Source organism: Polaromonas sp. AET17H-212 (assembly GCF_002379085.1).
In the GTDB taxonomy this organism is placed as follows: Bacteria; Pseudomonadota; Gammaproteobacteria; order Burkholderiales; family Burkholderiaceae_C; genus Polaromonas.
The window spans coordinates 189,619-215,470 of sequence record NZ_NBZW01000002.1 but is presented as its reverse complement, the minus strand read 5'-3'; the positions used below and the strand labels follow the sequence as shown (position 1 = coordinate 215,470).

General features: G+C 64.8%; 19 protein-coding genes. 10 read left to right on the top strand and 9 right to left on the bottom strand.

Annotated features, from left to right (window positions below; genetic code table 11):
- Positions 1-34: 34 nt before the first annotated feature.
- On the bottom strand, positions 35-1,099 hold the full coding sequence (locus tag B7G53_RS03170) for an aldo/keto reductase (RefSeq protein ID WP_096663391.1): 1,065 nt from the start codon (positions 1,097-1,099) through the stop codon (positions 35-37).
- Positions 1,100-1,304: 205 nt separating this feature from the next.
- Between B7G53_RS03170 and B7G53_RS23315 the strand changes: the two genes are divergently transcribed.
- Together B7G53_RS23315 and B7G53_RS03160 are read left to right on the top strand one after the other, a co-directional pair.
- Positions 1,305-1,964: an OmpA family protein gene (locus tag B7G53_RS23315; RefSeq protein WP_096663388.1), complete on the top strand. Its 660-nt coding sequence runs from the start codon at positions 1,305-1,307 to the stop codon at positions 1,962-1,964.
- 196 nt (positions 1,965-2,160) lie between these two features.
- A complete protein-coding gene (locus tag B7G53_RS03160) occupies positions 2,161-3,282 on the top strand; it encodes a sensor histidine kinase (RefSeq protein WP_096663386.1) in 1,122 nt (373 codons plus the stop codon).
- A gap of 136 nt (positions 3,283-3,418) precedes the next feature.
- Here B7G53_RS03160 and B7G53_RS03155 read toward each other — a convergent pair whose 3' ends face one another.
- Complete coding sequence (locus B7G53_RS03155; protein ID WP_096663383.1) at positions 3,419-5,161, bottom strand: acyl-CoA synthetase; 1,743 nt, start codon at positions 5,159-5,161, stop codon at positions 3,419-3,421.
- A 50-nt stretch (positions 5,162-5,211) separates the two neighbouring features.
- On the opposite strand from B7G53_RS03155, the gene B7G53_RS03150 reads away from it, so the two are divergent.
- The 8 genes from B7G53_RS03150 to B7G53_RS03115 all read left to right on the top strand — a co-directional run bounded on the left by B7G53_RS03150 (position 5,212) and on the right by B7G53_RS03115 (position 17,547).
- A complete protein-coding gene (locus tag B7G53_RS03150) occupies positions 5,212-6,126 on the top strand; it encodes an alpha/beta fold hydrolase (protein ID WP_096663380.1) in 915 nt (304 codons plus the stop codon).
- Positions 6,127-6,237: 111 nt separating this feature from the next.
- Positions 6,238-9,711 carry a response regulator gene (locus B7G53_RS03145; protein ID WP_096663377.1) on the top strand — a complete coding sequence of 1,158 codons (3,474 nt, stop codon included), beginning with the start codon at positions 6,238-6,240 and terminating at the stop codon, positions 9,709-9,711.
- A complete protein-coding gene (locus tag B7G53_RS03140; protein ID WP_096663374.1) occupies positions 9,712-10,593 on the top strand; it encodes a CheR family methyltransferase in 882 nt (293 codons plus the stop codon).
- 8 nt (positions 10,594-10,601) lie between these two features.
- The gene (locus B7G53_RS03135) at positions 10,602-11,207 is read left to right on the top strand and encodes a chemotaxis protein CheB (protein WP_096663371.1); all 606 of its coding nucleotides are present in this window, start codon (positions 10,602-10,604) and stop codon (positions 11,205-11,207) included.
- A complete protein-coding gene (locus B7G53_RS03130; RefSeq protein ID WP_096663368.1) occupies positions 11,194-12,399 on the top strand; it encodes a hybrid sensor histidine kinase/response regulator in 1,206 nt (401 codons plus the stop codon). Before B7G53_RS03135 ends, B7G53_RS03130 begins: the two co-directional genes overlap by 14 nt.
- Positions 12,400-12,530: 131 nt before the next feature.
- Positions 12,531-13,635 (top strand): peptide chain release factor 2 gene (prfB, locus tag B7G53_RS03125; protein ID WP_096663365.1). Its coding sequence is split into 2 segments (ribosomal slippage): positions 12,531-12,611 and positions 12,613-13,635, totalling 1,104 coding nucleotides; the frame shifts between segments, so codons are not numbered across the junction.
- 116 nt (positions 13,636-13,751) lie between these two features.
- A complete protein-coding gene (gene pepN / locus B7G53_RS03120; protein ID WP_096663362.1) occupies positions 13,752-16,445 on the top strand; it encodes an aminopeptidase N in 2,694 nt (897 codons plus the stop codon).
- 82 nt (positions 16,446-16,527) lie between these two features.
- Positions 16,528-17,547 (top strand): class 1 fructose-bisphosphatase, encoded by a 1,020-nt coding sequence (locus tag B7G53_RS03115; protein WP_096663359.1) that lies wholly within the window; start codon positions 16,528-16,530, stop codon positions 17,545-17,547.
- 229 nt (positions 17,548-17,776) lie between these two features.
- On the opposite strand, the gene B7G53_RS03110 is transcribed toward B7G53_RS03115, so the two are convergent.
- The 7 genes from B7G53_RS03110 to B7G53_RS03080 are packed head-to-tail and all read right to left on the bottom strand — an operon-like array spanning position 17,777 to position 25,497.
- Positions 17,777-18,988: a M20 aminoacylase family protein gene (locus B7G53_RS03110; RefSeq protein WP_096663355.1), complete on the bottom strand. Its 1,212-nt coding sequence runs from the start codon at positions 18,986-18,988 to the stop codon at positions 17,777-17,779.
- 15 nt (positions 18,989-19,003) lie between these two features.
- Positions 19,004-19,894, bottom strand: a complete 891-nt coding sequence (locus B7G53_RS03105; protein WP_096663352.1) for an N-formylglutamate amidohydrolase — start codon at positions 19,892-19,894, stop codon at positions 19,004-19,006.
- The gene (locus tag B7G53_RS03100; RefSeq protein WP_096663349.1) at positions 19,891-20,943 is read right to left on the bottom strand and encodes an ABC transporter ATP-binding protein; all 1,053 of its coding nucleotides are present in this window, start codon (positions 20,941-20,943) and stop codon (positions 19,891-19,893) included. The genes B7G53_RS03105 and B7G53_RS03100 overlap by 4 nt, the downstream gene beginning before the upstream one ends.
- 29 nt (positions 20,944-20,972) lie before the next feature.
- Entirely contained in the window at positions 20,973-21,950 is a 978-nt protein-coding gene (locus B7G53_RS03095) for an ABC transporter ATP-binding protein (protein ID WP_096663346.1), read from the bottom strand.
- A gap of 14 nt (positions 21,951-21,964) precedes the next feature.
- Entirely contained in the window at positions 21,965-22,894 is a 930-nt protein-coding gene (locus B7G53_RS03090) for an ABC transporter permease (protein WP_176491266.1), read from the bottom strand.
- Positions 22,891-23,868 (bottom strand): ABC transporter permease, encoded by a 978-nt coding sequence (locus tag B7G53_RS03085; protein ID WP_096663343.1) that lies wholly within the window; start codon positions 23,866-23,868, stop codon positions 22,891-22,893. Before B7G53_RS03085 ends, B7G53_RS03090 begins: the two co-directional genes overlap by 4 nt.
- A 57-nt stretch (positions 23,869-23,925) precedes the next feature.
- Entirely contained in the window at positions 23,926-25,497 is a 1,572-nt protein-coding gene (locus B7G53_RS03080; protein ID WP_369680270.1) for an ABC transporter substrate-binding protein, read from the bottom strand.
- Positions 25,498-25,852: the final 355 nt, after the last annotated feature.

The following is a 25,852-nucleotide window of genomic DNA, read 5'->3' as shown; positions in this document are numbered from 1 at the left end:
GAGGCGCCCAAGGCGCTTCGGGGGGAAATCATATTTACTGCGCCGGGTCGCGCAGCTCCCAGCGGATCGCGTCGATGGCGGCCAGCAATTCGGGGGACAGGGTCGTGCCCCAGGCATCGAGGTCTTCGTCGAGCTGGGCCACCGAGGTCACGCCGATGATGGTGCTGGCCACCTGCCACTTGGTGTAGCAAAACGCCAGTGCCAACTGCGTCGGCGTGAGGCCGTGTTCGCGGGCCAGCGCGTTGTAGCGGCGCGCGGCGGCCAGCGCTTCCGGCCGGCCCCAGCGCTGCTTGCGCACCGACTCGTATTTCGCGATGCGCGCGGCAGCTGGCGCGGACGGGCCGGCGGTGCCACTCATGTCGTACTTGCCGGTCAGCAGGCCAAAACCCAGCGGCGAATAGGCCAGCAGCGACACGCCGAGCCGGTGCATGGTTTCGTCGAGCCCGTTTTCCACCGTGCGGTTGATCAGGCAGAACGGGTTCTGCACCGTCGCCACCTTGGGCAGGCCGTGCTGCTCCGCCAGCCGCACAAACTCATGCACGCCATAGGGGGTTTCGTTGGACAGGCCGATGGCGCGCACCTTGCCGGCTTTCACCAGGCCGCCCAGCGCTTCGAGTTGCTGGTGAATCGAGCTGACCGCCTTGTCGTTGGCCGGGTCGAAATACACCATGCCGAACGCCGGCACATTGCGCGCCGGCCAGTGGATCTGGTACAGGTCGATGACATCGGTTTGCAGGCGCTTCAAGCTGTCGTGGCAGGCCTGCACGATGTCCTGCGGCGTCAGGTCGGGGCTGCCGTTGCGTATCCAGGGCATGCCGCGCGCCGGGCCGGCGACCTTGGTGGCCACCACCAGTTGGTCCCGCGCGCCCGGGCGCCGGGCCAACCAGTTGCCGATGATGGTTTCGGTGGCGCCGAAGGTTTCGGCGCGGGCCGGCACCGAATACATTTCCGCCGCGTCGAGAAAATTGACGCCGCGCGCCAGGGAACGGTCAAGAATCGCATGGGCCGTGGTTTCGTCGACCTGTTCGCCGAAAGTCATGGTGCCCAGGCAAACGGGGGTCACCTGCAGGTCGCTGCTGCCGAGTTGGATTTTGTTCATGGATCAGGGGTAAGGACTTCGCGATAAAAGGGGCGCAGCGGGTGGCGCGCCCGGGACGGGTCCTAGTTTAAAGGTTCACCGCTGCTGTTGCAGGAGGGCACGAACTCGGGTGATTGGCTTACAAATTCCTGATTTTTGCCGCGCTACCATCGATGCACAAAAGCTTTAACCCTTGCGTTTCGCAACAACTTCCCAGGAGCCTTCCATGAAACTCGTACTCACTTCCCTGACCTGTGCTGCCCTCTTCCTGAGCGGTTGCGCCAACATGAGCGAAACCCAGCAGGGCACGGCCAAAGGTGCCGGCATCGGCGCCGTCGCTGGTGCTGTGATTGGCGCCGCCACCGGTGGCTCCAAAGGTGCGGCCCAGGGCGCAGTGCTCGGTGGCGCTGTTGGTGCAGGCGGCGGTTACCTCTGGTCCAAGCGCATGCAGGACCAGAAAGCCGCCATGGAAAAAGCCACGGCCGGCACCGGCGTGGCTGTGAGCCAGACCGCCGACAACCGCCTCAAGCTGGACATCCCTTCGGACATCTCGTTTGCAACGGGCCGCTCTGATGTGAACTCCACCTTCGCACCGATCCTGAACCAGTTCGCCTCCAGCCTGAACCAGAACCCGGTGACCACGGTGACCATCATCGGCCACACCGACAGCACTGGCAGCGATGCCATCAACAACCCGCTGTCCATCGACCGCGCCAACAGCACGCGCAACTACCTGGTGGCCCGTGGCGTTGCAGGCAACCGCATCGCCACCGACGGCCGCGGTTCGCGCGAGCCAATCGCCGACAACAACACCAACGAAGGCCGTGCCAAGAACCGCCGCGTCGAGATCTATGTGGCCGAGCCTGTGCAGGCCACCGCCCGCTGATCACAAAGCGGCGCCTCCAGGACACCCCCGGTGCGAACCGGCGCTGACCGCGGTTGACACCGCAGTGCGCGGACCGACCGCCGGCACAAGGTCCTGGGGACACTGATGACAAAACCCTCCGGGCCACCGGAGGGTTTTTTCGTTTCTGCCGGTCAGGCGCACGCCGATCCTGCCTCTTTTTCAGCAAAGGCTTCCCATGCGACTTTCCACCCACCTGCGCACCAATGCGCCGGACATTCTTGCTGCCTGGGACGCCTTTGCCGCCACCGTGGTGCACGACGGCAGCATGATGGACCCGGCGGCCTTGCGCGATCACGCCGGCGAAATCCTGGCAGCGATTGCCGACGAACTCGACCGTCCGCCGGCTGCCGAGAATCCCGGCAGGTCCCCGGAAGCGGGCAAGGGCCCCTCGGACGAGCTGGAGTCGGCTGCCGAGATCCATGCCGACACCCGCATGGTCTCAGGCTTTGCCATCGACGCGATGATCACCGAGTACCGGGCTTTGCGGGTCAGCGTGGTCCGGCTGTGGATGGCCGCAGGCGGCGGCCGGGAGCAGCCCCGGGACATGCTTGATCTGGTCCGCTTCCATGAAGCCATGGACCAGGCGATTGCCGAATCGGTCGCCCGCTACACCGACCAGACCCGCCAATCCACCGAGCTGTTCATCGGCATCCTGGGTCACGACATCCGCAACCCGCTGGGCACGATTTCCATGTCGGCGCAGTACCTGGTGCGCTCAGGCCAGCTGGCGGCCCCTGCGGCGGACGCCATCATCAACAGCGTTGTGCGTATCAACAGCGTGATCGAGCATGTGGTTGATTTCACGCGCGCCCAGTCCGAGGGCCTGATGCCGATCAAGCCCGGGCCGGGCAACCTGGTCACCCAGTTTGGAAAAATCCTGGAAGAAACCCGCGTACGCAATCCGAAAGCCGTTCTGCATCTGGAGAGCACGGGAGATTTCAGCGGCACCTGGGATGAAGGCCGCATGGGACAGCTGCTGTCCAACCTGCTGGCCAATGCCATTTCCTACGGTGCGCGCGGCGAGCCCATCACGGTTCGCCTGTGGGAGCAGCAGGACCAGGTGATTTTTTCAGTCCACAACCTGGGCACACCGATACCCCTGAAGGAGCAGCAGCAAATCTTCAAACCGCGGGTTCGCGGCCTGCTTCCTGCCAAGGCCGAGCAACGGGAGCCGACCGGGCTGGGCCTGGGCCTGTTCATCTGCCAGGAAATCGTTCGCGCGCATGGCGGAAGCATCGCCGTGACGTCGGATGCCACCGCCGGCACGTCGTTTACCGTCACCCTGCCGCGGGGCTGAGACTCACCCCTATCGGCGCTCACTGCGTGTAGCGCCTTTTCCCCTTCCAGGGGGGACGGCGCCTGCAGGCCGGCGGAGCCGGACCTGCGGCCCCTGCTGGTCAAGAAAAAAGCCCCCTGCGGGGTGCTTTTTTTGGTCAGGACGATGCGAGCGCGCGGAAACGTTCTTCTTCCTGCAGCCTGAGCACACGCCGCTGCACCTTGCCGGTGGTCGTCATCGGCAGCGCATCAATGAACTCGATCTCCTTGGGGTACTCGTAGGGCGCCAGCAGGCCCTTGACGTGGGCCTGCAACTCGGCCGTCAGCTTGCGATCAAATTGCCCCTCCGCCCCCGCCTGATATGCGCGAGCAGCTACAAAATCAGGAGCAAGCACGATGAAGGCCTTGACCACGGCGCCGCGTTCGCGGTCGGGCTTGGGCACCACCGCGGCATTGGCCACGGCCGGGTGCTTGACCAGGCAGTTCTCGATCTCGCCGGGGCCGATGCGGTAACCGGCCGCCTTGAACACGTCGTCGGCCCGGCCTTCGTACCAGAGGTAACCGTCCTCGTCGCGGGTGGCCAGGTCGCCGGTGCGGCACCAGTCACCGCTGAACTTGGCCTGCGTGGCGGCCTCCTTTTTCCAGTAGCCGAGAAAGAAGATCGGGTCGGGATCGCCATGGACGTCATAGCGGTTGACCGACACGTCGCCGGGCACGCCGACCGGGCATTCATTGCCGTCGTCGTCAATCACCGCCACGCGGTGGCCCGGGTAGCCTTTGCCCATGCTGCCCGGCTTGGCCGGCCACAGGGCCGAGCAGTTGCCGACCACGTAATTGATCTCGGTCTGCCCGAACATCTCGTTGACGAGGACACCGAGCTCGTCGCGGCAGTAGGCAAACACCGCGTCGCCGACCGCTTCGCCCGCGCTCATCATCGCCTGCAGCTTCAGTTTGAACTGCCGGCGCGGGTGCGGGTAGGCCTTCATCATGGCTTTCAGCGCGGTCGGAAACAGAAAGGTGTGCGTCACACCCTGCTGCGCCATCAGCGTGAAGGCCAGCTCGGGGCTGAAGCGGCCGTTGAAGGCGACGATGGGCCGGCCGAAATACAGCGTCGGCAGCAGCGCATCCATCAACCCACCCGTCCACGCCCAGTCGGCCGGACTCCAGAACACCGCCTCGGAGCCGGCATTGGTCTTGCCGTCAAACCCAAACCAGTTCTGGCTGCAGACAAACCCCGGCAGATTGCCGATCAGCGCGCGGTGCGCCAGCAGCGCGCCCTTGGGCGGGCCGGTCGTGCCGCTGGTGTAGATCAGGATGGCCGCGTCGTCGGCTTTGGTTTTCACCGCGGTGAAGGCGCGCTGTTGCGCTGCCAGGGCGGGTTCGTAGTCGATGTCGCCCTGCCCGGCCGCCGCGCCGGCGGCCACCACGGTGCGCAAGGCCGGGCAGCGGCTGCGGATGGTGTTGACGCTGGTGATCGAGTTTTCATCACAGATGGCCAGCACCGCGTCGCTGTCCTGCAGGCGGTACTCGAGCGCCTCGGGGCCGAACAGCATGGACAGCGGCATGGCCACCGCACCCATCTGGAACACCGCCATGTAGGCCACGGCGGTCTCGAAACGCTGCGGCATCACAATGGCGACCCGATCGCCGCGCTGCACGCCCAGCTGCACCAGCACATGGCTCAGCGCGTCGGCGGCCTGCTGCAGCTGGCCATAGGTATAAAAAGTGGTTGCAGCCCCCGTCTGGTGGGCGCGGATAGCTACTCTTTTGGGAGCGCCTTTGGCACCGCCGGTCGCCCAGCGCCGGCAGCAGACGTCGGCGATGTTGAAGTAGTCGTCCACCTGCCAGCGAAAGCTGCTGTGCAGGGCGGCGTAATGGTCGGGCTGGCGCACGGCGGCCATGTCCCTGTCTTGACTGCGCTTCAAATCGGGTCTCCTTATGATGGGCATCAATGTACAAAGAAAAACGTCTTTCCCGTAGCGAGTATGTCCCTATACGCGGCATCAACTACCACGTGCTTCACTGGGGTGAGGCCCAAAGCAGCCTGCCGCCGCTGGTGCTGGTGCATGGCTGGATGGACGTGGCCGCGTCCTACCAGTTTGTTGTCGACGCCCTGGCCGACGCCTTTGTGCAGGGCCGGACCATCCTGGCGCCCGACTGGCGCGGTTACGGCCGGACCGGCACGCTGGGAGCCGACAATTTCTGGTTCCCCGATTACCTCGCCGACCTCGATTTCCTGCTCGACCACTATGCGCCCGGCCAGCCGGTGGACCTGGTCGGCCACAGCATGGGCGGCAATGTGGCCATGCTCTACGCCGGCGTGCGGCCCGAACGCATCCGCAGGCTGGTCAACCTCGAAGGCTTCGGCATGCCCGCGACCCGGCCCAGCCAGGCGCCTGCCCGTTTTGCCAAATGGATGGACGAGCTCAAAAGCCTGCACCGGGGCGAGATGGCGCTCAAGCCCTACAACGACGTGGACGGCGTGGCCCGGCGCCTGATGCGGACCAACCCCCGGTTGAGCCAGGACAAGGCCGACTGGCTGGCCCGGCACTGGGCCGCGCCCGACGCCCAGGGCCAGTGGCGTATCCTGGGCGACGCGGCCCACAAGATCACCAATGCCCAGCTCTACCGGGTCGACGAGGTGCTGGAGATTTACCAGCGCATCAGCGCCCCCACGCTGGCCATCGAAGCCTCCGACGATTCCCTGGGCAAATGGTGGGAAGGCAAATACACGCTGGCCCAATACCACGAGCGCCTGCAGTCCGTGCCGCAGGTGCGCACCGCCGTCATTGGGGACGCCGGTCACATGCTGCACCACGACCAGCCAGAGCAACTGGCCCGCCTGTTCGAAGGCTTTCTCGGCTAGCGCCGGTGCGTAAAAAGGCGCGCGGCAAGGCTTAAGTTCGGTAACGAACACAAGAAGAACCCGCTTTGTAGGACAATGGGAGCTTTATTGCGCTTGGCGCGGGGAAGATTCATGACCACACCCAGCGCCATCCAGCAGGAAAACTTTCGCCGCATCCTGACGCGTAACATCAGCCTGCCGATGGGCGTCGGCGCCTTCAGTGCCGCCGTTTTTGTCGGCCTGATCTTTTATCTGCTGTCCGCCCTCGGCGGGGTCGAGCAGGCCGAGCGGGCCATCAGCAACGCCAACCAGATCGCCAAGCTGGGCGCCGACATGGAAGCCAGCATGTCCGGCTACCTGGTCACCGGTGAAGAACGCCTGCTCCAGCCCTTTGAAATCGGCAAGCCGCGCATCGCCGCCGAAACGGCCACGCTGGCCGGCCTGGTGCGCGACAACCAGGACCAGGTCAGCCGGCTCAGGCGCATCGCCGCCCTGCAGACGCAGTGGAACGAGTTTGCGCAAGCGATTGTCGAGCTGCGGCGCAAGGACCTCGACTACCAGGCACCGATACGCTCGGCCGGCGGAAAAAGCCTGACGGACGAGATCCGGCGCGAATTCTCGGAATTCATCAACATTGAAGAGCGCCTGCTGCAGGACCGCAATGCGCAGGCCCGCAGCAACACGGCCTGGGGCATGGCGGCCTACCTGCTGTTCAGCCTGGGGCTGAGCGGCCTGCTGGCCCTGCTCGGACACCGCGAACTGCGCCGCTTGTCGGACACCTACGGCGAAGCGGAAAACAAGCAAAAAGCCACGGCGCTGCTGCTGGACCAGCAGCTCTGGCTGCGCACCGGACAACGGCAACTGGCCGAGCACACCCTGGGCCAGCACGCCATCGAGTCGCTGAGCCGCAGCGTGCTGGAGTTTCTGGCGCGTTATCTCGATGTGGCGGTGGCAGCCCTGTATGTCCGCAAGGAAGACGGCCGGCTGCAGCGTGTGGCCGCTTACGGCCTGACCCATGACAGCGGCGAGGCCGGGCAGTCGCTGGACAGCGACCAGGGCCTGGTCGGCCAGGCCGCCCTTGAAAACCGGGTGCTGCAGCTCGATGACCTGCCGGCCAGCTACCTCAAGGTCAGCTCCGGCCTCGGCCAGGGCTCGGCGCGCCATGTGCTGGTGGTTCCGGTGCATAACGACGGGCTGGTCAACGGCGTGGTCGAACTCGGTTTCCTGCGGGCCCTGGCCCCGCGCGACCTGGAATTCGTCACCATGATTGCCAGCAACATCGGCAACTCCCTCCACGCGGCGCTTTACCGCCGCCGCCTGGAGGATGTGCTGAGCCAGTCCCAGGAGCTCAATGAAGAGCTGCAGGTCCAGCAGGAAGAGCTGCGCACCACCAACGAGGAACTGGAAGAGCAGTCCCGCGTGCTCAAGGAGTACCAGGTCACGCTGGAGAACCAGCAGGCAGAGCTTGAGCAGACCAACGAACAGCTGTCGGAAGTGGCGCTGTCGCTGGACCACAAGAATGCGGCACTCAACCAGGCCCAGACCCTGCTCGAGGAACGCGCCACCGAGTTGAGCCGGGCCAGCCGCTACAAGTCGGAATTCCTCGCCAACATGTCGCACGAGCTGCGCACGCCGCTGAACAGTTCGCTGATTCTTGCCAAACTGCTGGCCGACAACCCCAAGGGCCACCTCAGCCAGGAAGAGGTCCGGTTTGCACAGTCCATCTATTCGGCAGGCAACGACCTGCTCAGCCTGATCAACGACATCCTCGACATTTCCAAGGTCGAAGCCGGCAAGCTGGAGCTTTCCCCCGAGGACATGGTCGTGGGCACGCTGGTGGATTCGCTGAAAGGCACGTTCGAGCCGCTGGCCGGCCAGAAAAACCTGGCCCTCACCATCCGCATCGAGTCGGGCACCCCGGCGACGCTGAAAACCGATCGCCAGCGGGTCGAGCAGATCCTGAAAAACCTGCTCTCCAACGCCATCAAGTTCACCGATGCCGGCGAGGTCAGCCTGCGCGTGTCGCTGCAGCCGCAGGGCATCATTGCCTTTTCCGTGCGCGACTCGGGCATCGGCATCCGCCCCGACCAGCAGCAACTGATTTTTGACGCCTTCCGCCAGGCCGACGGCACCACCAGCCGGCGTTATGGCGGCACCGGGCTGGGCCTGTCGATTTCGCGCGACCTGACGACCCTGCTGGGCGGCTCGCTCTCGGTGGAAAGCAGCGAGGGCGGGGGCAGCACCTTCACCCTGCTGCTGCCCTGCGAATGGAGCCCGGCACCGGCGCCCCAGCTGGACACCAAACCCGCCCGGCGCGCGCCCGGCCGGCTTCGCAACCCGGCGCCGGTGACGGCGCCCGCCGCCCTGCCGGCGCCCGTTCCCGCCGCGGCTTTTGCCGACGACCGGGGCCTGCCGCCCGGCGACCGGCTGGTGCTGGTGATCGAGGATGACGTCATTTTTGCGCAGATCCTCTACGACCTGGCGCGTGAGATGAACTACCACTGCCTCGTGGCCCACGGCGCCGAGGACGGTTTTGCACTGGCCTTGCAGTTCCTGCCCCATGCCATCCTGCTCGACATGGGCCTGCCGGACCGCCCGGGCCTGTCGGTGCTGCAGCGGCTCAAGGAAAATTCAAAGACACGGCACATCCCCGTGCACGTGGTGTCGGGCGACGACCTCAGCGAGGAAGCCCTGCAGATGGGCGCCATTGGGTATGCGCTCAAGCCGACCACGCGCGAGCAGCTCAAGGACGTGTTCCAGAAGCTGGGCGACAAGCTCGCCCAGAAAATCAAGCGCGTGCTGCTGGTCGAAGGCGATGCGCTGCAACGCGCAAGTGTCGTGCAGTTGATCGGCGACGGCGACATCGAGATCACCGCGGTGGAGACCGGCGGTGAAGCGCTCGGGCTGCTCACCAGCACCGTTTTTGACTGCATGATCATGGACCTGAAGTTTCCCGACATGCAGGGCCACGAGCTGCTCCAGCGCATGTCGGCCGAGGGGATTTCAGCCTACCCACCGGTCATCGTCTACACCGGACGCGAGATGACCCGCCAGGAAGAAGCCGAACTGCTGAAGTATTCGCGCGCCATCATCATGAAGGGCGCGCGTTCGCCCGAGCGGCTGCTCGATGAAGTCACCCTCTTCCTGCACAAGGTCGAGTCGGAGCTGTCCGCGGATCGCCAGATCATGCTCAAGAGCCTGCGCAGCCGGGACACCGCCTTTGAAGGCCGCAAGGTCCTGGTGGTGGACGACGACGCGCGCAACATCTTTGCCCTGACCAGCGCCCTGGAGGCAAAGGGCATGCGGGTCGAGATCGGCCGCAACGGCTTCGAGGCGATCAGCAAGCTCGACGAGATCAGCGACATCGACCTGGTCCTGATGGACATCATGATGCCGGGCATGGACGGGCTGGAAGCCACGCGCCGCATCCGCAAGGACGCACGCTTCAAGAAGCTTCCCATCGTCGCCGTCACCGCCAAGGCCATGAAGGACGACCAGGAGCAATGCCTCAAGGCCGGCACCAGCGACTACCTGGCCAAGCCGATTGACCTGGACCGCCTGTTTTCACTGCTTCGCGTGTGGATGCCGGCCACGGATCGCAGCTGAATGCCCAAAAAGCCTGACGCCCACTTGCCCGCCCCCGGGAGCGCCCCCGGCAGTGATGCCGCCAATGACCATCCGGAAGCCGACCTGCAACGCCTGATGCAGGCCATCTACAGCCAGTACAGCTACGATTTCCGCGACTACGCGGGGGCGTCGCAAAAAAGGCGGGTGCACAAGGCGCTCGCACAACTCGGCTACCCGACGATCCCGGCCCTGCAGGCGGCCGCTGCGCAGGACCCCGCCGTCTTCATGCAGCTGCTGCAGTACCTGACCATTCCCGTCAGCGAGATGTTTCGCGATCCGTCGTTTTTCCTGGCCCTGCGCCAGCAGGTCGTGCCCGTGCTGCGCACCTATCCTTCGCTGAAAATCTGGATCGCAGGCTGCAGCACCGGCGAGGAGGTGTATTCGCTGGCCATCCTGCTCAAGGAGGAAGGCCTGCTCGACCGCTCGCTGATTTATGCGACCGACATCAATCCCCAGTCGCTGGCCAAGGCGCGCCAGGGCATATTTTCGCTGGCCAGCATCCAGGGCCACACCGCCAACTATCAGGCGGCCGGCGGTCAGCAAGCGTTTTCCGACTACTACACGGCCGCTTACGACGCCGCGATTTTCGACAAGTCCCTGCGCGACAACATCACCTTTGCCGACCACAGCCTGGCCACGGACAGCGTGTTTTCGGAAACCCAGCTCGTGCTCTGCCGCAACGTGCTGATTTATTTCAACAAGAAGCTGCAGGACCGCGCGCTGGGCCTGTTTCACGAATCGCTGAGCCGCCGCGGCTTCATGGGTCTGGGCAGCAAGGAAAGCATCGACTTCTCGACCTATGCCGCGCGTTTTGAGCCGCTGGACCGGCCCGAGCGGATTTTCCGCAAGCTGGAAGTCTGAGCAATCTCATGGATATCCAGCAGGTCGCAGCAAGGCATGCCGTCGAGGCCGTGGTGATTGGCGCCTCCGCCGGCGGGGTGCACGCCTTGCTGGCCCTGCTGTCAGGGCTGCCGGAGCACTTTTCGCTGCCCATCATTGCCGTGCTGCATCTGCCGCAAGAGCGTGACAGCCGGCTGGCAGACGTCTTCCAGCAGCGGCTGGGCATGTCCGTGCGCGAGGCCGCCGACAAGGAAACCATCGCCCCGTCCACCCTGTATTTCGCCGGGTCCGGCTACCACCTGTCCATCGAGGCGGACCGGACTTTTTCACTCAGCTGCGAAGAACCCGTCAACTATTCGCGGCCATCGATCGACGTGCTGATGGAGTCCGCCGCCGACGCTTATGGCGCCGGCCTGGCGGGCGTGCTGCTCACCGGTGCCAATTTTGACGGCGCGGCGGGCCTGGCCCGCATCAAGCAGCGCGGTGGCCTGACCGCGGTGCAGGACCCGGCGGAAGCCCAGGTCGCCACCATGCCGCAAGCGGCCATCCGCAAGCTCAAACCCAACCTGATTCTCACGCTGGACCGCATCCGGCAACTGCTCATCCAACTTGACCACAACCATGCGAACACCTGACGCTGCGAAAGTCCTGATCGTTGACGATCTGCCCGGCAACCTGCTGGCGCTCAATGCACTGATTCGCCGGGACGGCCGGGAAATTTTCCAGGCCAGCTCCGGCGAGGAAGCGCTGGACCTGCTGCTCGAACACGAGTTTGCACTGGCGCTCCTGGACGTGCAGATGCCGGGCATGAGCGGCTTTGAGCTGGCCCAGCTGATGCGCGGCACCGAAAAAACCCGGCAGATCCCCATTATTTTTGTCACCGCCGCCGGCAAGGAACAGAACTACGCCTTCACCGGCTACGAAACCGGCGCGGTGGACTTTCTCTACAAGCCGCTGGACGTGGAAGCCGTCCGCAGCAAGGTCAACGTTTTTGTGGACCTGTACAACCAGCGCATGGAAACCCGCCGACAGGTCGAGGCGCTGGAGAAAAGCCGCAAGGAGCAGGCGCTGCTGATGCAGCAACTGACGGCCACGCAGGGCGAGCTGCAGGCCGCCGTGCGCACGCGCGACGACTTCATCTCCATGGCCACCCACGAGCTGCGCACACCGCTCAACACGCTGTACCTGGACTCGCAATTGCGCAAGATGCAGCTGGACCGGGGCCGCACGGACATTTTCGATGTGCCCTATCTGCACGCCATGGTGGCGCGTGACCGGCGCCAGGTCGAGGCCATGATGCGCCTGATCGACGACATGATGGATGCCTCGCGCATCAACAGCAAGCAGCTGTCCATCCGGCCCGTGCCCATGGAACTGTCGGCCCTGCTGGCCCGTGTGGTGGAGAACCTCGCCCACCAGGCCGCGGCCGCCGGCAGCCCCATCACCCTCGATGCCGGTCAGCCGGTGACGGCCCTGTGGGACGAGTTCAGGATCGAACAGGTGGTCATCAATCTGCTGACCAACGCGCTGCGTTATGGCGAGGGCAAACCGGTGGCGGTCAGCCTGCGCCTGCTGCCCGAAGGTGCGTGCATTTCCGTGCGCGACCACGGCCGCGGCATTTCGGCGCCCGACCAGCAGCGCATTTTCGAGCAGTTCTCGCGCATCGCCAGCGACGACGGCACCGGCGGGCTCGGCCTGGGCCTGTTCATCACCCGCCAGCTCGTGCAGGCGCACGGCGGCAGCATCAGCGTGGAAAGCCGCCAGGGCGAGGGCGCCGTGTTCACCGTCACCCTGCCCCTGACGCCCCCGGCCCCGCCGGCGGCCTGATCCCGGGCCGGCCGGCGCAGCCACGGGGGTTCCGCCGGGCATGGCCTTTTTTTGCGTTCCCGCGGTCCGGAGCGTGAGAAAATGCCGGATTGAACCCCAGACACCAGCAGACACCAGGACAGGACTTTCCCATGGACGCAGAACACATCAATATCATCGGCAACCAACTCGCAGACCTGAGCAACCGGGTCAACGAGCTTCGGGGGTATCTTTGACTACCCTGCCAAAGAACGTAAATTAAGCGAAGTCAACGCCGCGCTGGAAGACCCGAAAGTCTGGGACAACCCCAAGCGCGCGCAGGAACTCGGCCGGGAAAAGAAGTCCCTGGAGGACGTGGTCCATGTGATCGACCGTCTGAGCTCCGAGCTGGCCGACAACACCGAACTCTTCGAGATGTCCAAGGCCGAAGGCGACGACGCCGGCATGCTGGCGATTGAAGAAGACGCTGCCAAGGTGGCGGTGGAAGTCGAGAAAATGGAATTCCGCCGGATGTTCAACAACCCGGCCGACCCGCTCAACGCCTTCCTGGACATCCAGGCCGGCGCCGGCGGCACCGAAGCCTGCGACTGGGCCAGCATGCTGCTGCGCCAGTACCTCAAGTACGCCGAGCGCAAGGGCTTCAAGACCCAGATCGAGGACGAAACCGCGGGCGACACCGCCGGCATCAAGGGCGCGACCATCAAGATCGAGGGTGAATACGCCTTCGGCCTGTTGCGCACCGAAACCGGCGTGCACCGCCTGGTGCGCAAGTCGCCGTTCGACTCCTCGGGCGGGCGCCACACCTCGTTTGCCTCGGTGTTTGTCTACCCCGAGATCGACGACTCGATCGAGATCGAGATCAACCCGTCCGACGTGCGGGTTGACACCTTCCGCGCCTCGGGCGCCGGCGGCCAGCACATCAACAAGACCGACTCGGCGGTGCGCCTGACCCACCTGCCAACCGGCATCGTGGTGCAGTGCCAGGACGGCCGCTCGCAGCACGGCAACCGCGACGTGGCCTGGAAACGCCTGCGTTCGCGCCTGTACGACTTCGAGCTGCGCAAGCAACAGGAAGCCCAGCAGAAGCTGGAAGACACCAAGACCGACGTGGGCTGGGGCCACCAGATCCGCAGCTACGTGCTGGACCAGAGCCGCATCAAGGACCTGCGCACCAACTACGAGACCTCGGCCACCCAGAAGGTGCTCGACGGCGACCTCGACCCGTTCATCGAAGCTTCGCTCAAGCAGGGCGTGTGACATGACCCCCACGCTCGTCACTTCGTGTACTTCTCTGCCCCCCGAGGGGGCCGCAGTCGCCTTGGGGCGGCCCGGCGGCGACTCAGCCCATTCCCCCCACTTTTCAGGAACCCACCATGCTGCGTGAAGGACAAGCCACGGCCATCCACCGTGCAGACTACGTTGCCCCCGCCTACTGGATCGACACCGTCGACCTGTGTTTTGACCTGGACCCGGCCAAGACACGTGTGCTCAACAAGATGACGCTGCGGCGCAATGCCGACGTGCCGGCCCAGCCCCTGAAGCTCGACGGCGAGGAACTCAACCTGGCGCGCGTGCTGGTCAACGGCCAGGGCACCTCGTTCAAGATGGACGGCGACAAACTGGTGCTGGAAAACCTGCCGCTGGGCCCCGAGCCCTTCGAGCTGGAAATTTTCACCACCTGCGCGCCGGCCAAAAACACCAAGCTGATGGGCCTGTACGTCAGCAACGACTCCTTTTTCACCCAGTGCGAGGCCGAGGGCTTTCGCCGCATCACCTACTTCCTGGACCGTCCCGACGTGATGGCCAGCTACACCGTTACCTTGCGCGCCGACAAAGCGAAGTACCCGGTGCTGCTGTCCAACGGCAACCTGGTCGAGCAGGGCCACCTTGAAGGCGGCCGCCACTTTGCCAAGTGGGTGGACCCGCACAAGAAACCCGCCTACCTGTTTGCGCTGGTGGCCGGCCAGCTGGTCGCGCGCGAGCAGCGCATCACCTCGCGCGCCGGGGTGGACCACCTGCTGCAGGTTTATGTGCGCCCGGGCGACCTGGACAAGACCGAACACGCGATGACCTCGCTGATGCATTCGGTGGCGTGGGACGAGGCGCGCTTCGGCCTGTCGCTGGACCTGGAGCGTTTCATGATTGTCGCCACCAGCGACTTCAACATGGGCGCCATGGAAAACAAGGGCCTGAACATCTTCAACACCAAGTACGTGCTGGCGAACCAGGCCACCGCGACCGACACCGATTATTCGAACATCGAAAGCGTGGTCGGTCACGAGTACTTCCACAACTGGACCGGCAACCGCATCACCTGCCGCGACTGGTTCCAGCTGAGCCTGAAAGAAGGCCTGACGGTGTTCCGCGACCAGGAATTCAGCCAGGACCTGTGCGGCGAGGCCTCGGCCCGCGCCGTCAAGCGCATCGAGGACGTGCGGGTGCTGCGCACCGCGCAGTTCCCCGAAGACGCCGGCCCGATGTCGCACCCGGTGCGGCCCGACAGCTACATCGAGATCAGCAACTTCTACACCGTCACCATTTACGAAAAAGGCGCCGAAGTGGTCCGCATGATGCAGACCCTGGTGGGCCGCGACGGATTCGCCAAGGGCATGAAGCTGTACTTCGAGCGCCACGACGGCCAGGCCGTGACCTGCGACGACTTTGCGCGGGCGATTGCCGACGCCAACCCGGCCTCCGACCTGGCGCGCCTGCTGCCGCAGTTCAAGCGCTGGTACAGCCAGGCCGGCACGCCGCGCGTGCATGCCGAAGGGGTGTACGACGCCGCCGCGCGCAGCTACACCTTGACGCTGGCGCAAAGCTGCGCCCCCACACCTGGCCAGTCGGCCAAGGAGCCCTTTGTGATTCCGGTGGGCCTGGGCCTGCTTGGCACCGACGGCGCCGACCTGCCGCTGCAGCTGGAAGGCGAGCCTGCCGCCGTGGCCGGCCCGCGCACCTTTGTGCTGACCGGGGCCAGCGAGACCCTGCGTTTTGTCAACCTGGACGTCGAGCCCGTGCCGTCCATCCTGCGCGGCTTCAGCGCGCCGGTGGTGCTGGAGTTCGACTACCGCGACGCCCAGCTGCTGCACCTGCTGGCCCATGACAGCGACCCCTTCAACCGCTGGGAGGCCGGGCAACGCCTGGCGGTGCGAAGCGCTATTAAATCAATAGCTGCTTCCGCTTATCCGGTGGGCGCCGAGCCTCTGAATGATGCTTATCTCGATGCCATGCGCAGCGTGCTGCGCGACCCGGCGCTGGACGCCGCCTTCAAGGACCTGGTGCTGACCCTGCCGTCGGAAACCTACATGGCCGAGCAGCTCGACGTGGTCGATCCGCAGCGCATCCATGCGGTGCGCGAAGCCATGCGCCTGCAGCTGGCCACGGCGCTGCAGGCTGACTGGGAAGCCGCGTACGCGGCCAACCACGACACCGGCGCCTACAGGCCCGACTCGCTGTCCTCGGGTCGCCGCGCCCTGGCCGGCATGGCGCTGACGCAGCTGTGCCTGGCCGCGGTCGCCAGCGGTGATGCCGTCTGGCCCGGCAAGACCTACCAGCGTTTCAAGGACGCCGGCAACATGACCGACCGCTTCAACGCGCTGGCCGCCCTGGTGTCCAGCGGCCACCCGCTGGCCGCCGAGGCGCTGCAGCGCTTCCATGCCATGTTCAAGGACGAGGCGCTGGTCATCGACAAATGGTTCAGCCTGCAGACCAGCGCGCCGGACCGCGGCGGCAACGTGCTGCCGGCCGTGAAACAGCTCATGAGACACGCCGACTTCAGCCTGCGCAACCCGAACCGCGCGCGCAGCGTCGTCAGCACCTACTGCCAGGGCAACCCGGCCGCCTTCCACCGCACCGATGCGGCGGGCTACGTGTTCTGGAGCGAACGCGTGATCGAGCTCGACGTGATCAACCCGCAGGTGGCGGCCCGCCTGGCGCGCGCGCTGGACCGCTGGAGCAAGCTGGCCGAGCCCTACCGCAGCGCCGCGCGCGAAGCGATTGCCCGCGTCGCCGCCCGCACCGACCTGAGCAAGGACACGCACGAGGTCGTCACACGCGCCCTGGCCGACTAACCAACCACCTGTCATTGCGGACTCGATCCGCAATCCATGGATCCCGGATCAGGTCCGGGATGACCAACCGAGGAGCTTCCCGATGTCTTCAAAAGTATCTCTTACGCGTTACCTGATCGAGCAGCAGCGCATCGACGGCCACATTCCCTCGCAGCTGCGCCTGCTGCTGGAAGTGGTCGCCCGCGCCTGCAAAAGCATCAGCCAGGCCGTCAACAAAGGCGCGCTGGGCAGCGCGATGGGCAGTGCCGAGAGCGAAAACGTGCAGGGCGAGATGCAGAAAAAGCTCGACATCATCGCCAACGAGGTGCTGATCGAGGCCAACGAATGGGGCGGCCACCTCGCCGGCATGGCGTCCGAGGAAATGGACACCATCTACGTGGTGCCGAATCGCTACCCCAAGGGTGAATACCTGCTGCTGTTCGACCCGCTCGACGGCTCCAGCAACATCGACATCAACGTCAGCATCGGCACCATCTTCAGCGTGCTGAAAATGCCCGAGGACGACCGCGGCGTGGACGAAGCCGACTTCCTGCAGGCCGGCAACAAGCAGGTGGCCGCGGGCTACTGCATCTACGGCCCGCAGACCACGCTGGTGCTGACGGTGGGCGACGGCGTCGCCATGTTCACGCTGGACCGCGAACAGGGCTCGTTCGTGCTGATCGAAGAGAACGTGCGTATCCCCGAAGACACCAAAGAGTTCGCCATCAACATGAGCAACATGCGGCACTGGGACGCACCGGTGAAACGCTACGTGGACGAACTGCTGGCCGGCAAGGACGGCCCGCGCGGCAAGGACTTCAACATGCGCTGGGTGGCCGCCATGGTGGCCGACGTGCACCGCATTTTGTGCCGCGGCGGCATCTTCCTGTACCCCTGGGACAAACGCGAGCCTGAAAAGGCCGGCAAGCTGCGCCTGATGTACGAGGCCAACCCCATGAGCTGGCTGATCGAGCAGGCCGGCGGCGCCGCCACCAACGGCCACCAGCGCATCCTGGACATCCAGCCCGGCAAGCTGCACGAACGCGTGAGTGTGATCCTGGGTTCGAAGAACGAGGTGGAGCGCGTCACCAGCTACCACGGTGAGAAGCTGGGCAAGCCCTAGCTGCCAGCCTATCGTCGTGCCGTTGGGTCCAGCCGGGCCTGATGAAGGCTAGGAGTCTGGGCGGCAGAAGGCGTCGAAGCGAGAAGTGGCCCCGGCGAGGCCAGTTTTTGCCGGGTTTGCAGCGCCATAGCCGTAGCTATGGGGCAAAAAGCCGGTGAAAAATGGACCGTCGCGGCCACTTTGCAGCCGACGCTCCTTCTGCAGCCCAGGCTCCTAGCCCGGCAACGCCCTATCGCGCAAAAAACGCGCTCGCAAGCTTCACCCAATAACTCGACCCGATCGGCAGCAACGCGTCGTTGAAGTCATAGTTGGGGTTGTGCAGCTCGCAGGGGCCCATGCCGATGTACTTTTCGTCGCGGTGCGCGCCTTCGCCATTGCCCAGGAACAGGTAGCAACCCGGCACTTTCTCCAGATAGAAAGAGAAGTCCTCGGCGCCGCCGTGCTGGGGCGTGTGGCCGTCAACGTGCTCTGCGCCAAACGCGTCTTGCGCCACCTTCATGGCAAAGTCGGTCTGCTCGTCCCAGTTGACGAGCGGCGGGTAAGCGCGGTGGAACTTGAGCTCGCCGCTGCCGCCATGCACCTGGGGCAGCATCTCGGCCACACGGCGCATGTTGGACTCGATCTCGTCCAGCACCTGGGTACTGAAGGTGCGCACGGTGCCGCGGATCACGGTCTCGCCGGGCAGCACGTTGTACGCATCGCCCGCGTGGATCTGCGTGATGCTGAGCACCGCAATGTCAATCGGGTTCTTGTGGCGAGAGATGAGCGTCTGCAGCACGCCCACCATTTCAGCCGCGATGACGATGGTGTCCACCGACTTGTGTGGCTGCGCAGCGTGGCCGCCGGTGCCACGCACAAAAATGTCAAAGCGGTTGCTCGACGCCATGGTCGGTCCCTTGCGGAAACCGAAGTGGCCGACGTCAAAGCCCGGCATGTTGTGGATACCGTAAATCTCGTCGCAAGGAAACTTGTCAAACAGGCCATCGGCCATCATGGCCTTGGCGCCGGCATTGCCACCCTCCTCTGCCGGCTGAAAGATGAAGTTGACGATGCCGTCAAAGTCGCGGTGCGCGGCCAGGTACTTGGCGGCACCCAGCAGCATGGCGGTGTGGCCGTCGTGGCCACAGCCGTGCATGCGGCCGGGGTTTTTGGAAGCATGGGCAAAGCGATTGTGCTCAGGCATGGGCAGCGCGTCCATGTCGGCACGCAGGCCAATGGATCGCGGCTTGCTGCCGGCTTTGGTTTGGGAACCTTTCAGCACCCCCACCACGCCGGTCTGGCCCAGCCCGCGATGCACCTCGATGCCCCAGGACGCGAGCCGCTCAGCCACGACGTCGGACGTGCGGTTTTCCTGGAAGGCAAGCTCGGGATGCGCGTGGATGTCGCGACGCAGCGCGGTGAACTCGTCGTGGGTGGCTTCGATTTCGGCGATCAGGCTCATGGCGGGGTTCTCTGGTCAGGAAGGGATCTGGGCTTGGACGTATGCGGCAATTTCAGCAGAAATGTCCGCCAGTGCGCTCTGCAGGGAGGCAAAGTCCACGCTGCGGGCTCGGGTCTTTTCGTCCATGTAGAGGCCGCGGTGCAGTTCGACCTGCAGGCTGTGGCGACGCTCGGCCGGCCGGCCCAGTCGGGCGATCAGCGCTACTCCCTTGAACGGGTCGTTGATGGCGACGCTGAAACCGCGCTGGCGGAATGCGTTGGCCACCATGGCGGTGAATTCGGGGGCGGCGGTGGTGCCGTCACGGTCGCCCAGCACCACGTCGGCCAGCGGGTGATCGCTCTGGATCTGCAGGCTCTCGTACGAGTTGGCAGGCATCGAATGCAGGTTGAGGTGCCAGACAGCACCAAAGCGCGCATAGGCCGCTTCAATCTGCGCCTGCATGGCTGCGTGGTAGGGCCGGTGGTAGCGGCTGATGCGGTTTTGCACCTCGGCGACGCTGAGCTTGCGCGCGTAGATGGGGTCTTGCCCGCCCTTGCTCGCATCGCGCCAGATCAGGCCAATGCCCAGGCGGGTTTTTTCACCGGGGGCCAAGGGGGCAGGCCAGGGCGCGTCGAGCAGGGTAGCGTCCAGGTCTTCGACGTCGCGGTTGGGGTCCACATAGGCGCGCGGAAAATTGGCGGCCAGCAGGGTGGCACCGACCGACGGTAGCGCATCCCACAACACATGCACGTCGGTGTCTTCACCCTTGCGCAGGATTTCAAAAGGCAAGGCATAACCGAAGTCGTCGGGGTACAGCGTGCCGCTGTGCGGTGAATCGCAGATCAGTGGCACGGCGCCGGCTTCGGGCAGGCGCAGGGTGTAGGGCTCAAAAGGGGTGGGGACGCTGGGCAGAACAGGATGGGTCATGAGGTCAGGCTGGGCGCGGTTGGCGCCACGTCGTTGAGATGGCAGGCGCTAAGGTGGCCGGTGGCCAGGGTGCGTAGCGGGGGCTGTTCGATCTGGCAGCGCGGCATGGCGTGCGGACAGCGCGGGTGAAAGGCGCAGCCCGTGGGCGGCCGCAGAGGTGAAGGCAGCTCGCCCTTGATGGGCTGGTAGTCGCGCCGCTGGGTGTCCAGCGTAGGCAGCTCCGACAGCAGGGCTTGCGTATAGGGGTGGTTGGGGCGACTGAAAATCAACTCGGTGGGCGCGATCTCGACCACGCGGCCAAGGTACATGATGACCACACGGTCCGACACATGGCCCACCACACCCAGGTTGTGGCTGATGAACAAATAGGTCAGCTCAAAACTGCGGCGCAACTCCAGAAACAGATTGAGCACCTGCGCCTGGATGGAGACGTCCAGCGCAGCCACGGCTTCGTCGCACACGATGAGCTGCGGCTTGAGCGCCAGCGCGCGCGCAATGCCGATGCGCTGGCGCTGGCCGCCCGAGAACTGGTGGGGGTAGCGCTGGCCGTAGTCAGGGTCCAGCCCCACCTGCCGCATCAAGCCGGCCACGTAGTCGGCCATGCCGGACGCGGGCACCAGGCCGTGCACCACAGGCGCCTCGCCAATGATATCGAGGACACGCATGCGCGGATTGAGCGAGGCCATGGGGTTCTGGAAAATCATCTGCACGCCCAGGCCATAGGCACGGCGCTCGGCGGCGGTCATGTCGGCCAGCTTCCTGCCCTGGTAGCTGACCTCGCCGGCCGAAGGCGGGTTGATGCCTGCAACGATGCGGCCCAGCGTGGACTTGCCGCAGCCCGACTCGCCGACCACACCAATCACTTCGCCGGCATGGATGTCCAGGTCCACCTCCGACACGGCCTGCACCACAGCGGGGGCATTGTGGGCGCCCAGCAGGTTGGCGATCTTGCCCGCCAGATCAACGGGCTGGACAAAACGTTTGCTGATACCGCGCAGTTGCAGCAGCGGCGTGCTGGCTAAGGGGGAGGGGGTCAAGGAGGCGTCCATACGGGTCATTCAGGTGACGTTCAGGCCATTCAGGCAAGCGCGTGCCAGCAGCGGACGGTCTTGTGATGCGCGGCTTCGGTGGGCTGCGGCACGGTCAGGCACTGGTCGGTGGCGTAACCGCAGCGCGGCCTGAAGGCGCAGCCTTGCGGCAGTTGCAGCAGCGACGGCGTCATGCCCGGAATCTGCCGCAACAGGCTGCCGTGCGTGGCGCGCGTGGGAATGGAGTTGATCAGCCCTTGCGTGTAGGGGTGCGAGGGACGGTGCACCACGTCTGCCGTGGCGCCGCTCTCCACAATCCGGCCGGCATACATGACGGCGATGCGGTCCGCCAGGCCGGACACCACCGCCAGATCGTGGGTGATCCAGATCATGGCCGTGCCGGTTTCGCGGCAGAGCTTTTGCACCTCATACAGGATCTGCGCCTGAATGGTGACGTCGAGCGCGGTGGTGGGCTCGTCGGCAATGATGAGCTTGGGCTGGTTCAACAGCGCAATTGCAATGGCCACACGCTGGCGCATGCCGCCCGACAACTGGTGCGGGTAGGACAACAGGCGTTCGGCCGGCGACGGGATGCCCACCATGGCCAGCGCATCCTGAGCGCGCGCTCGGGCGGAGGCCGGGCTGACTTTCTCATGCGCGTGAATGGCCTCGACCATCTGGGTGTCCACCCGCAACACCGGGTTGAGCGTCATCATCGGGTCCTGGAAGATCATGGCGATCTCCTTGCCGCGCAGCTGCTGCAGGCGTTTCTCGGAAGCGCCCACCAGATCTTCACCCAGGTAGCGGATGTGCCCGCCCGCGATGCGGCCCGGCGGGTCAATCAGGCCAATGATTGAAAACCCGGTGATGCTCTTGCCTGAGCCGGACTCGCCGACCAGCCCGAGAATTTCGCCGGCGTTGACCTGCAGATCAACCCCGTCCACGGCCTTGACCACACCGCCATGCGTGAAAAAATGGGTTTGCAGGCCGCTGATCTGCAAGACCGGTGTGCTGCGTGAATCGTCCATGGTTGGCTGCGCGCTCAATGTGCGTTGTGCGGGTTGAGGATGTCGCGCAAATGGTCGCCCACCAGGTTGATGCCGACGATGGCCAAGGCCAGTGCTATGCCCGGGAAGAACGAAATCCAGTAGTGGCCGCTGAGCATGAACTCAAAACCGTTGGCAATCAGCATCCCCAGCGAAGGCTCGGTCACCGGCACACCCACGCCCAGAAACGACAGCGTGGATTCCAGCGCAATGGCGTGGGCCAGATCGATGGTGGCGATCACGATCAGCGGTGGCAGGCAGTTGGGCAGCATGTGGCGCAGCAGGATGCGCGGCGAACCCAGCGCCATGCATTGCGCGGCCTCCACATACTCCTTGGCGCGCTCCACCAGCGCCGCGCCACGTGCGGCGCGTGCAAAGTAGGCCCATTGCACAATGACCAGCGCGAGGATGACCTTGTCCACCCCTTTGCCCAGGATGGCCAGCAGGATCAGCGCCACCAGGATGGAGGGGAAAGAAAGCTGGATGTCGACGATGCGCATCAGCAGCGCATCCACCCAGCCGCCAAAGTATGCAGCCGCCAGCCCCACGATGCTGCCAATGACCAGCGCCGCAGCCACCGAGATGCCGCCCACCATCAGGCTGGTGCGCAGGCCGTAGAAAATGGCCGAGAGCAGGTCGCGCGCCTGGCTGTCGGTGCCCAGCCAGTAGGTCATGGTGCCGGCGGCGTCCTTGCTGCCCGGTGGCAGCTTGGAATCAAAAATGTCGAGCTTGCCGATGTCGTACGGGTTCTGCGGCGATATCCACGGGGCGAACACGGCCACCCCAATGGCAAGCAGCAGGAGCACCAGGCCGATCACCGCGAGCTTGTTGGCAAAAAACTCGCGGCGCAGGCGCTGCCACGGCGTTTCAGGGGGCGGTAGCGGCGTGGGGTCAATCACCACGGTGGGGGGCGTCAGGGTAGTCATGCCTTGGCTGCCTGCAGGCGCACGCGCGGGTCGAGCACCGAATAAAGGATGTCGGTCACGAGGTTCAGCATGACCAGGAAGAAGACGATAAGGATCAGGTAGGCCACCACCACCGGCCGGTCCAGCGTGATGATGGAATCCAGCAGCAGCTTGCCCATGCCCGGCCAGGCAAAAATGGTTTCGGTCACCACCGCAAACGCCACCACCTGGCCAAACTCCAGCCCGAACACGGTGACGATGGGAATCAGGATGTTCTTGAGCAGGTGCACGCGCAGGATGCGGCTCCAGGCCAGGCCCTTGGCACGGGCAAACTTGATGTAGTCCATGGGCAGCGCCTCGCGCGTGGCGGCCCGGGTGACGCGGATGATCAGCGCCGCCTTGGCCATGGCGATGGTGCAGGCCGGCAGGATGAGGCGACTCCAACCATCGAGCGTCAGCACGCTGAGGTCGAGCGGGCCCAGCATGACCGTCTTGCCGCGGCCGCTGGCTGGCACCCAGCCCAGGTACACGGCAAATACCATGATCAGCATCAGGCCCACCCAGAAGTTGGGCAGCGAAAAACCCAGCACCGAGCCGGTCATGATGCCACGCGTGCTCAGTGCGTCAGGGCGCAAGCCGGCCCAGATGCCCAGGGGCACACCCACCAGTCCGGCCAGCGTCATCGCCACCACCGCCAGCTCCAGTGTGGCCGGCATGCGCTCCAGAATGAGGCCCATGGCCGACTGCCCAGTGAGGAAGCTCTTGCCAAAGTCAAACCGCACGGCGTGCGACATGAAGATGGCATATTGTTCCAGCAAGGGTTTGTCGAGGCCAAAGTTGGCCCGGATGGCGTCGCGCTCCAGCTCCGTCGCTTCGGGGCTGGCCATCATGGAGACCGGGTCGCCCACCACATAAAGCCCGACGAAAACCAGGCCCGACATCACGGCCATGACCAGCAGGGCCTGAAGCAGGCGGCGAATGATAAAAGCAAGCATGGATTGAATGGCCCGCCACCGGGGCGGCGGGCTTGCGGGTTGCGGGGTAGCCGGGGCTTACTTGACGACGGTGGCGTACTGCACCATGGTCTGCTGGTCAGCACGACCCTTGAAACTGATGCCCTTCTTCATGGCCCACACCGAATGCTCAAAGTGAATGGGCAGCATGGCGAAGTCGGCCATGGCGACCTCACTGGCCTTGGCCAGGGTGGCGGCGCGCTGGGCATCGTCCATCTGGTTGGCCGACTCGGCGACCAGCTTGTCCATTTCAGGGTTGGAGTAGCGGCTGCGGTTGGTGGTGCCCTGCCCTTTTTCCTTGTTGGGGGTGACCAGCAGGGAGTTGAGCGTGTTGGACATTTCACCCGTGGACGTGCCCCACCCTGCCATGTAGGCGCTGTAGGCATGGGCATCGCGGTTCTTGAAGAACACGGCCGGTGCGTTGGAATCGATGGTGGTCTTGACACCCACGCGTGTCCACATGGAGGCCAGCGTCTGCGCAACCTTGCTGTCGTTGATGTAGCGGCCGTTCGGCGAGCCCAGCACCATGGTGAAGCCATTGGGGTAGCCGGCATCCTTCAGCAGGGCCTTGGCCTTGTCGGTGTTGACCTTGGCCGGCGTCACCAGGCTCTTGCTGGCGCCAAACATCGGGTAAGGCAGAAGCTGGGCGGCCGGCGTGCCCACACCACCCATGATGCGGGCCACCAGGGCCTGCCGGTCGATGGCCAGCGACAGGGCTTCGCGCACGCGCTTGTCGAGCAGCGGATTCTTGCCGTTGGTGCCTTCGATACCCGGCGTCTTGTCGCCGTTCTGGTCGAGCGCCACGTAGATCACACGGTTGGACGCCTTGGTTTCCACCGTCAGTTTGGGGTCCTTTTGCAGGCGCTCAAGGTCATCGGTGGGCGGGTCTTCGACCAGGTCCACGTCGCCGGCCAGCAAGGCCGCCACACGCGCGGCGGGATTGCTGATGGGTCGATAAATCACCTTGTCCCAGGCGGGGGCCGGGCCCCAGTAATGCGGGTTGCGTTCGAAGATGATTTCGCTGCCTCGCTTCCAGGAGACAAAACGGTAGGGGCCTGCGCCCACCAGACCGCTGCCGGAATTCAGCTCGGTGGTGGTCTTGCCTTCAGCCGCCGGGCCGGCCGCCGCCTTGGCCGACATGATGGGCAGACCCACCATGTTGATCGCCAGCAACGGGTAAGGCTCGGACGTGGTGATGCGCACCGTGAGCGGATCAACCGCCTCCACCTTCTCCACCTTTTGCAGGTACACCTTGAATGACGAAGGGCTGTTGGGCACCTTGGCCACACGGTCCAGCGTGAAGACCACGTCTGCAGCGGTGAGCGGCGAACCATCCGAGAATTTCACATTGGGCCGCAACTTGAAAGTCCAGCTCTTGCCACTGGCCGTCCACGACTCTGCCAGGCAGGGCTTGATGGCCAGGTCAGCATCGGCACACACCAGGCCATCGAACAACGTTTGCGACAGCTGGATGTTGGGCGTGAGGGCGTGGTACTGCGGGTCCATGGAGGTCGGCTCGGTCTTGAGCGCCACAACGAGGTCGCGGGCATAAGCTCCGCTCGACAATACGGTGATGGCGGCCATTGCGGCGGTCATCACCCCGCGACGCATGCTCGGTCGGACAGCGGAGTTGACGGGCATCTGGAATTCTCCTGAAGGATTGCTGAATGGAATTAAGGAAAGATTGGCCTCGTGAACCCCGTTAGCAAGAAACAAGCCCGCCTCACCTCATTGATGTAACAGCATAACCAACAGCGCCCGGAGTGATACCGGGAATAACCCGCTGATGCGACCAGACGTAACCGCGGGCTTGGGGAAGCCACTGCGGTTCATGAGGCCGGCCAGGTGACGGCATGCATGATCTTCTGAATTCCGGGCACTAAAGGCTCCGTGCGGGAAGACCGAATTCCAGGCGCATGCACACCACGGCTTCCTGCACAGCGCACGTTCTGTTTTGCGATTGCTG

What these genes read in the sequence shown, in the direction of transcription:
- B7G53_RS03170 (WP_096663391.1), bottom strand. Translation starts at nt 1,099, where the DNA reads ATGAACAAAATCCAACTCGGCAGCAGCGACCTGCAGGTGACCCCCGTT.
- B7G53_RS23315 (WP_096663388.1), top strand. Translation starts at nt 1,305, where the DNA reads ATGAAACTCGTACTCACTTCCCTGACCTGTGCTGCCCTCTTCCTGAGC.
- B7G53_RS03160 (WP_096663386.1), top strand. Translation starts at nt 2,161, where the DNA reads ATGCGACTTTCCACCCACCTGCGCACCAATGCGCCGGACATTCTTGCT.
- B7G53_RS03155 (WP_096663383.1), bottom strand. Translation starts at nt 5,161, where the DNA reads ATGGCCGCCGTGCGCCAGCCCGACCATTACGCCGCCCTGCACAGCAGC.
- B7G53_RS03150 (WP_096663380.1), top strand. Translation starts at nt 5,212, where the DNA reads ATGTACAAAGAAAAACGTCTTTCCCGTAGCGAGTATGTCCCTATACGC.
- B7G53_RS03145 (WP_096663377.1), top strand. Translation starts at nt 6,238, where the DNA reads ATGACCACACCCAGCGCCATCCAGCAGGAAAACTTTCGCCGCATCCTG.
- B7G53_RS03140 (WP_096663374.1), top strand. Translation starts at nt 9,712, where the DNA reads ATGCCCAAAAAGCCTGACGCCCACTTGCCCGCCCCCGGGAGCGCCCCC.
- B7G53_RS03135 (WP_096663371.1), top strand. Translation starts at nt 10,602, where the DNA reads ATGGATATCCAGCAGGTCGCAGCAAGGCATGCCGTCGAGGCCGTGGTG.
- B7G53_RS03130 (WP_096663368.1), top strand. Translation starts at nt 11,194, where the DNA reads ATGCGAACACCTGACGCTGCGAAAGTCCTGATCGTTGACGATCTGCCC.
- pepN (WP_096663362.1), top strand. Translation starts at nt 13,752, where the DNA reads ATGCTGCGTGAAGGACAAGCCACGGCCATCCACCGTGCAGACTACGTT.
- B7G53_RS03115 (WP_096663359.1), top strand. Translation starts at nt 16,528, where the DNA reads ATGTCTTCAAAAGTATCTCTTACGCGTTACCTGATCGAGCAGCAGCGC.
- B7G53_RS03110 (WP_096663355.1), bottom strand. Translation starts at nt 18,988, where the DNA reads ATGAGCCTGATCGCCGAAATCGAAGCCACCCACGACGAGTTCACCGCG.
- B7G53_RS03105 (WP_096663352.1), bottom strand. Translation starts at nt 19,894, where the DNA reads ATGACCCATCCTGTTCTGCCCAGCGTCCCCACCCCTTTTGAGCCCTAC.
- B7G53_RS03100 (WP_096663349.1), bottom strand. Translation starts at nt 20,943, where the DNA reads ATGGACGCCTCCTTGACCCCCTCCCCCTTAGCCAGCACGCCGCTGCTG.
- B7G53_RS03095 (WP_096663346.1), bottom strand. Translation starts at nt 21,950, where the DNA reads ATGGACGATTCACGCAGCACACCGGTCTTGCAGATCAGCGGCCTGCAA.
- B7G53_RS03090 (WP_176491266.1), bottom strand. Translation starts at nt 22,894, where the DNA reads ATGACTACCCTGACGCCCCCCACCGTGGTGATTGACCCCACGCCGCTA.
- B7G53_RS03085 (WP_096663343.1), bottom strand. Translation starts at nt 23,868, where the DNA reads ATGCTTGCTTTTATCATTCGCCGCCTGCTTCAGGCCCTGCTGGTCATG.
- B7G53_RS03080 (WP_369680270.1), bottom strand. Translation starts at nt 25,497, where the DNA reads ATGCGTCGCGGGGTGATGACCGCCGCAATGGCCGCCATCACCGTATTG.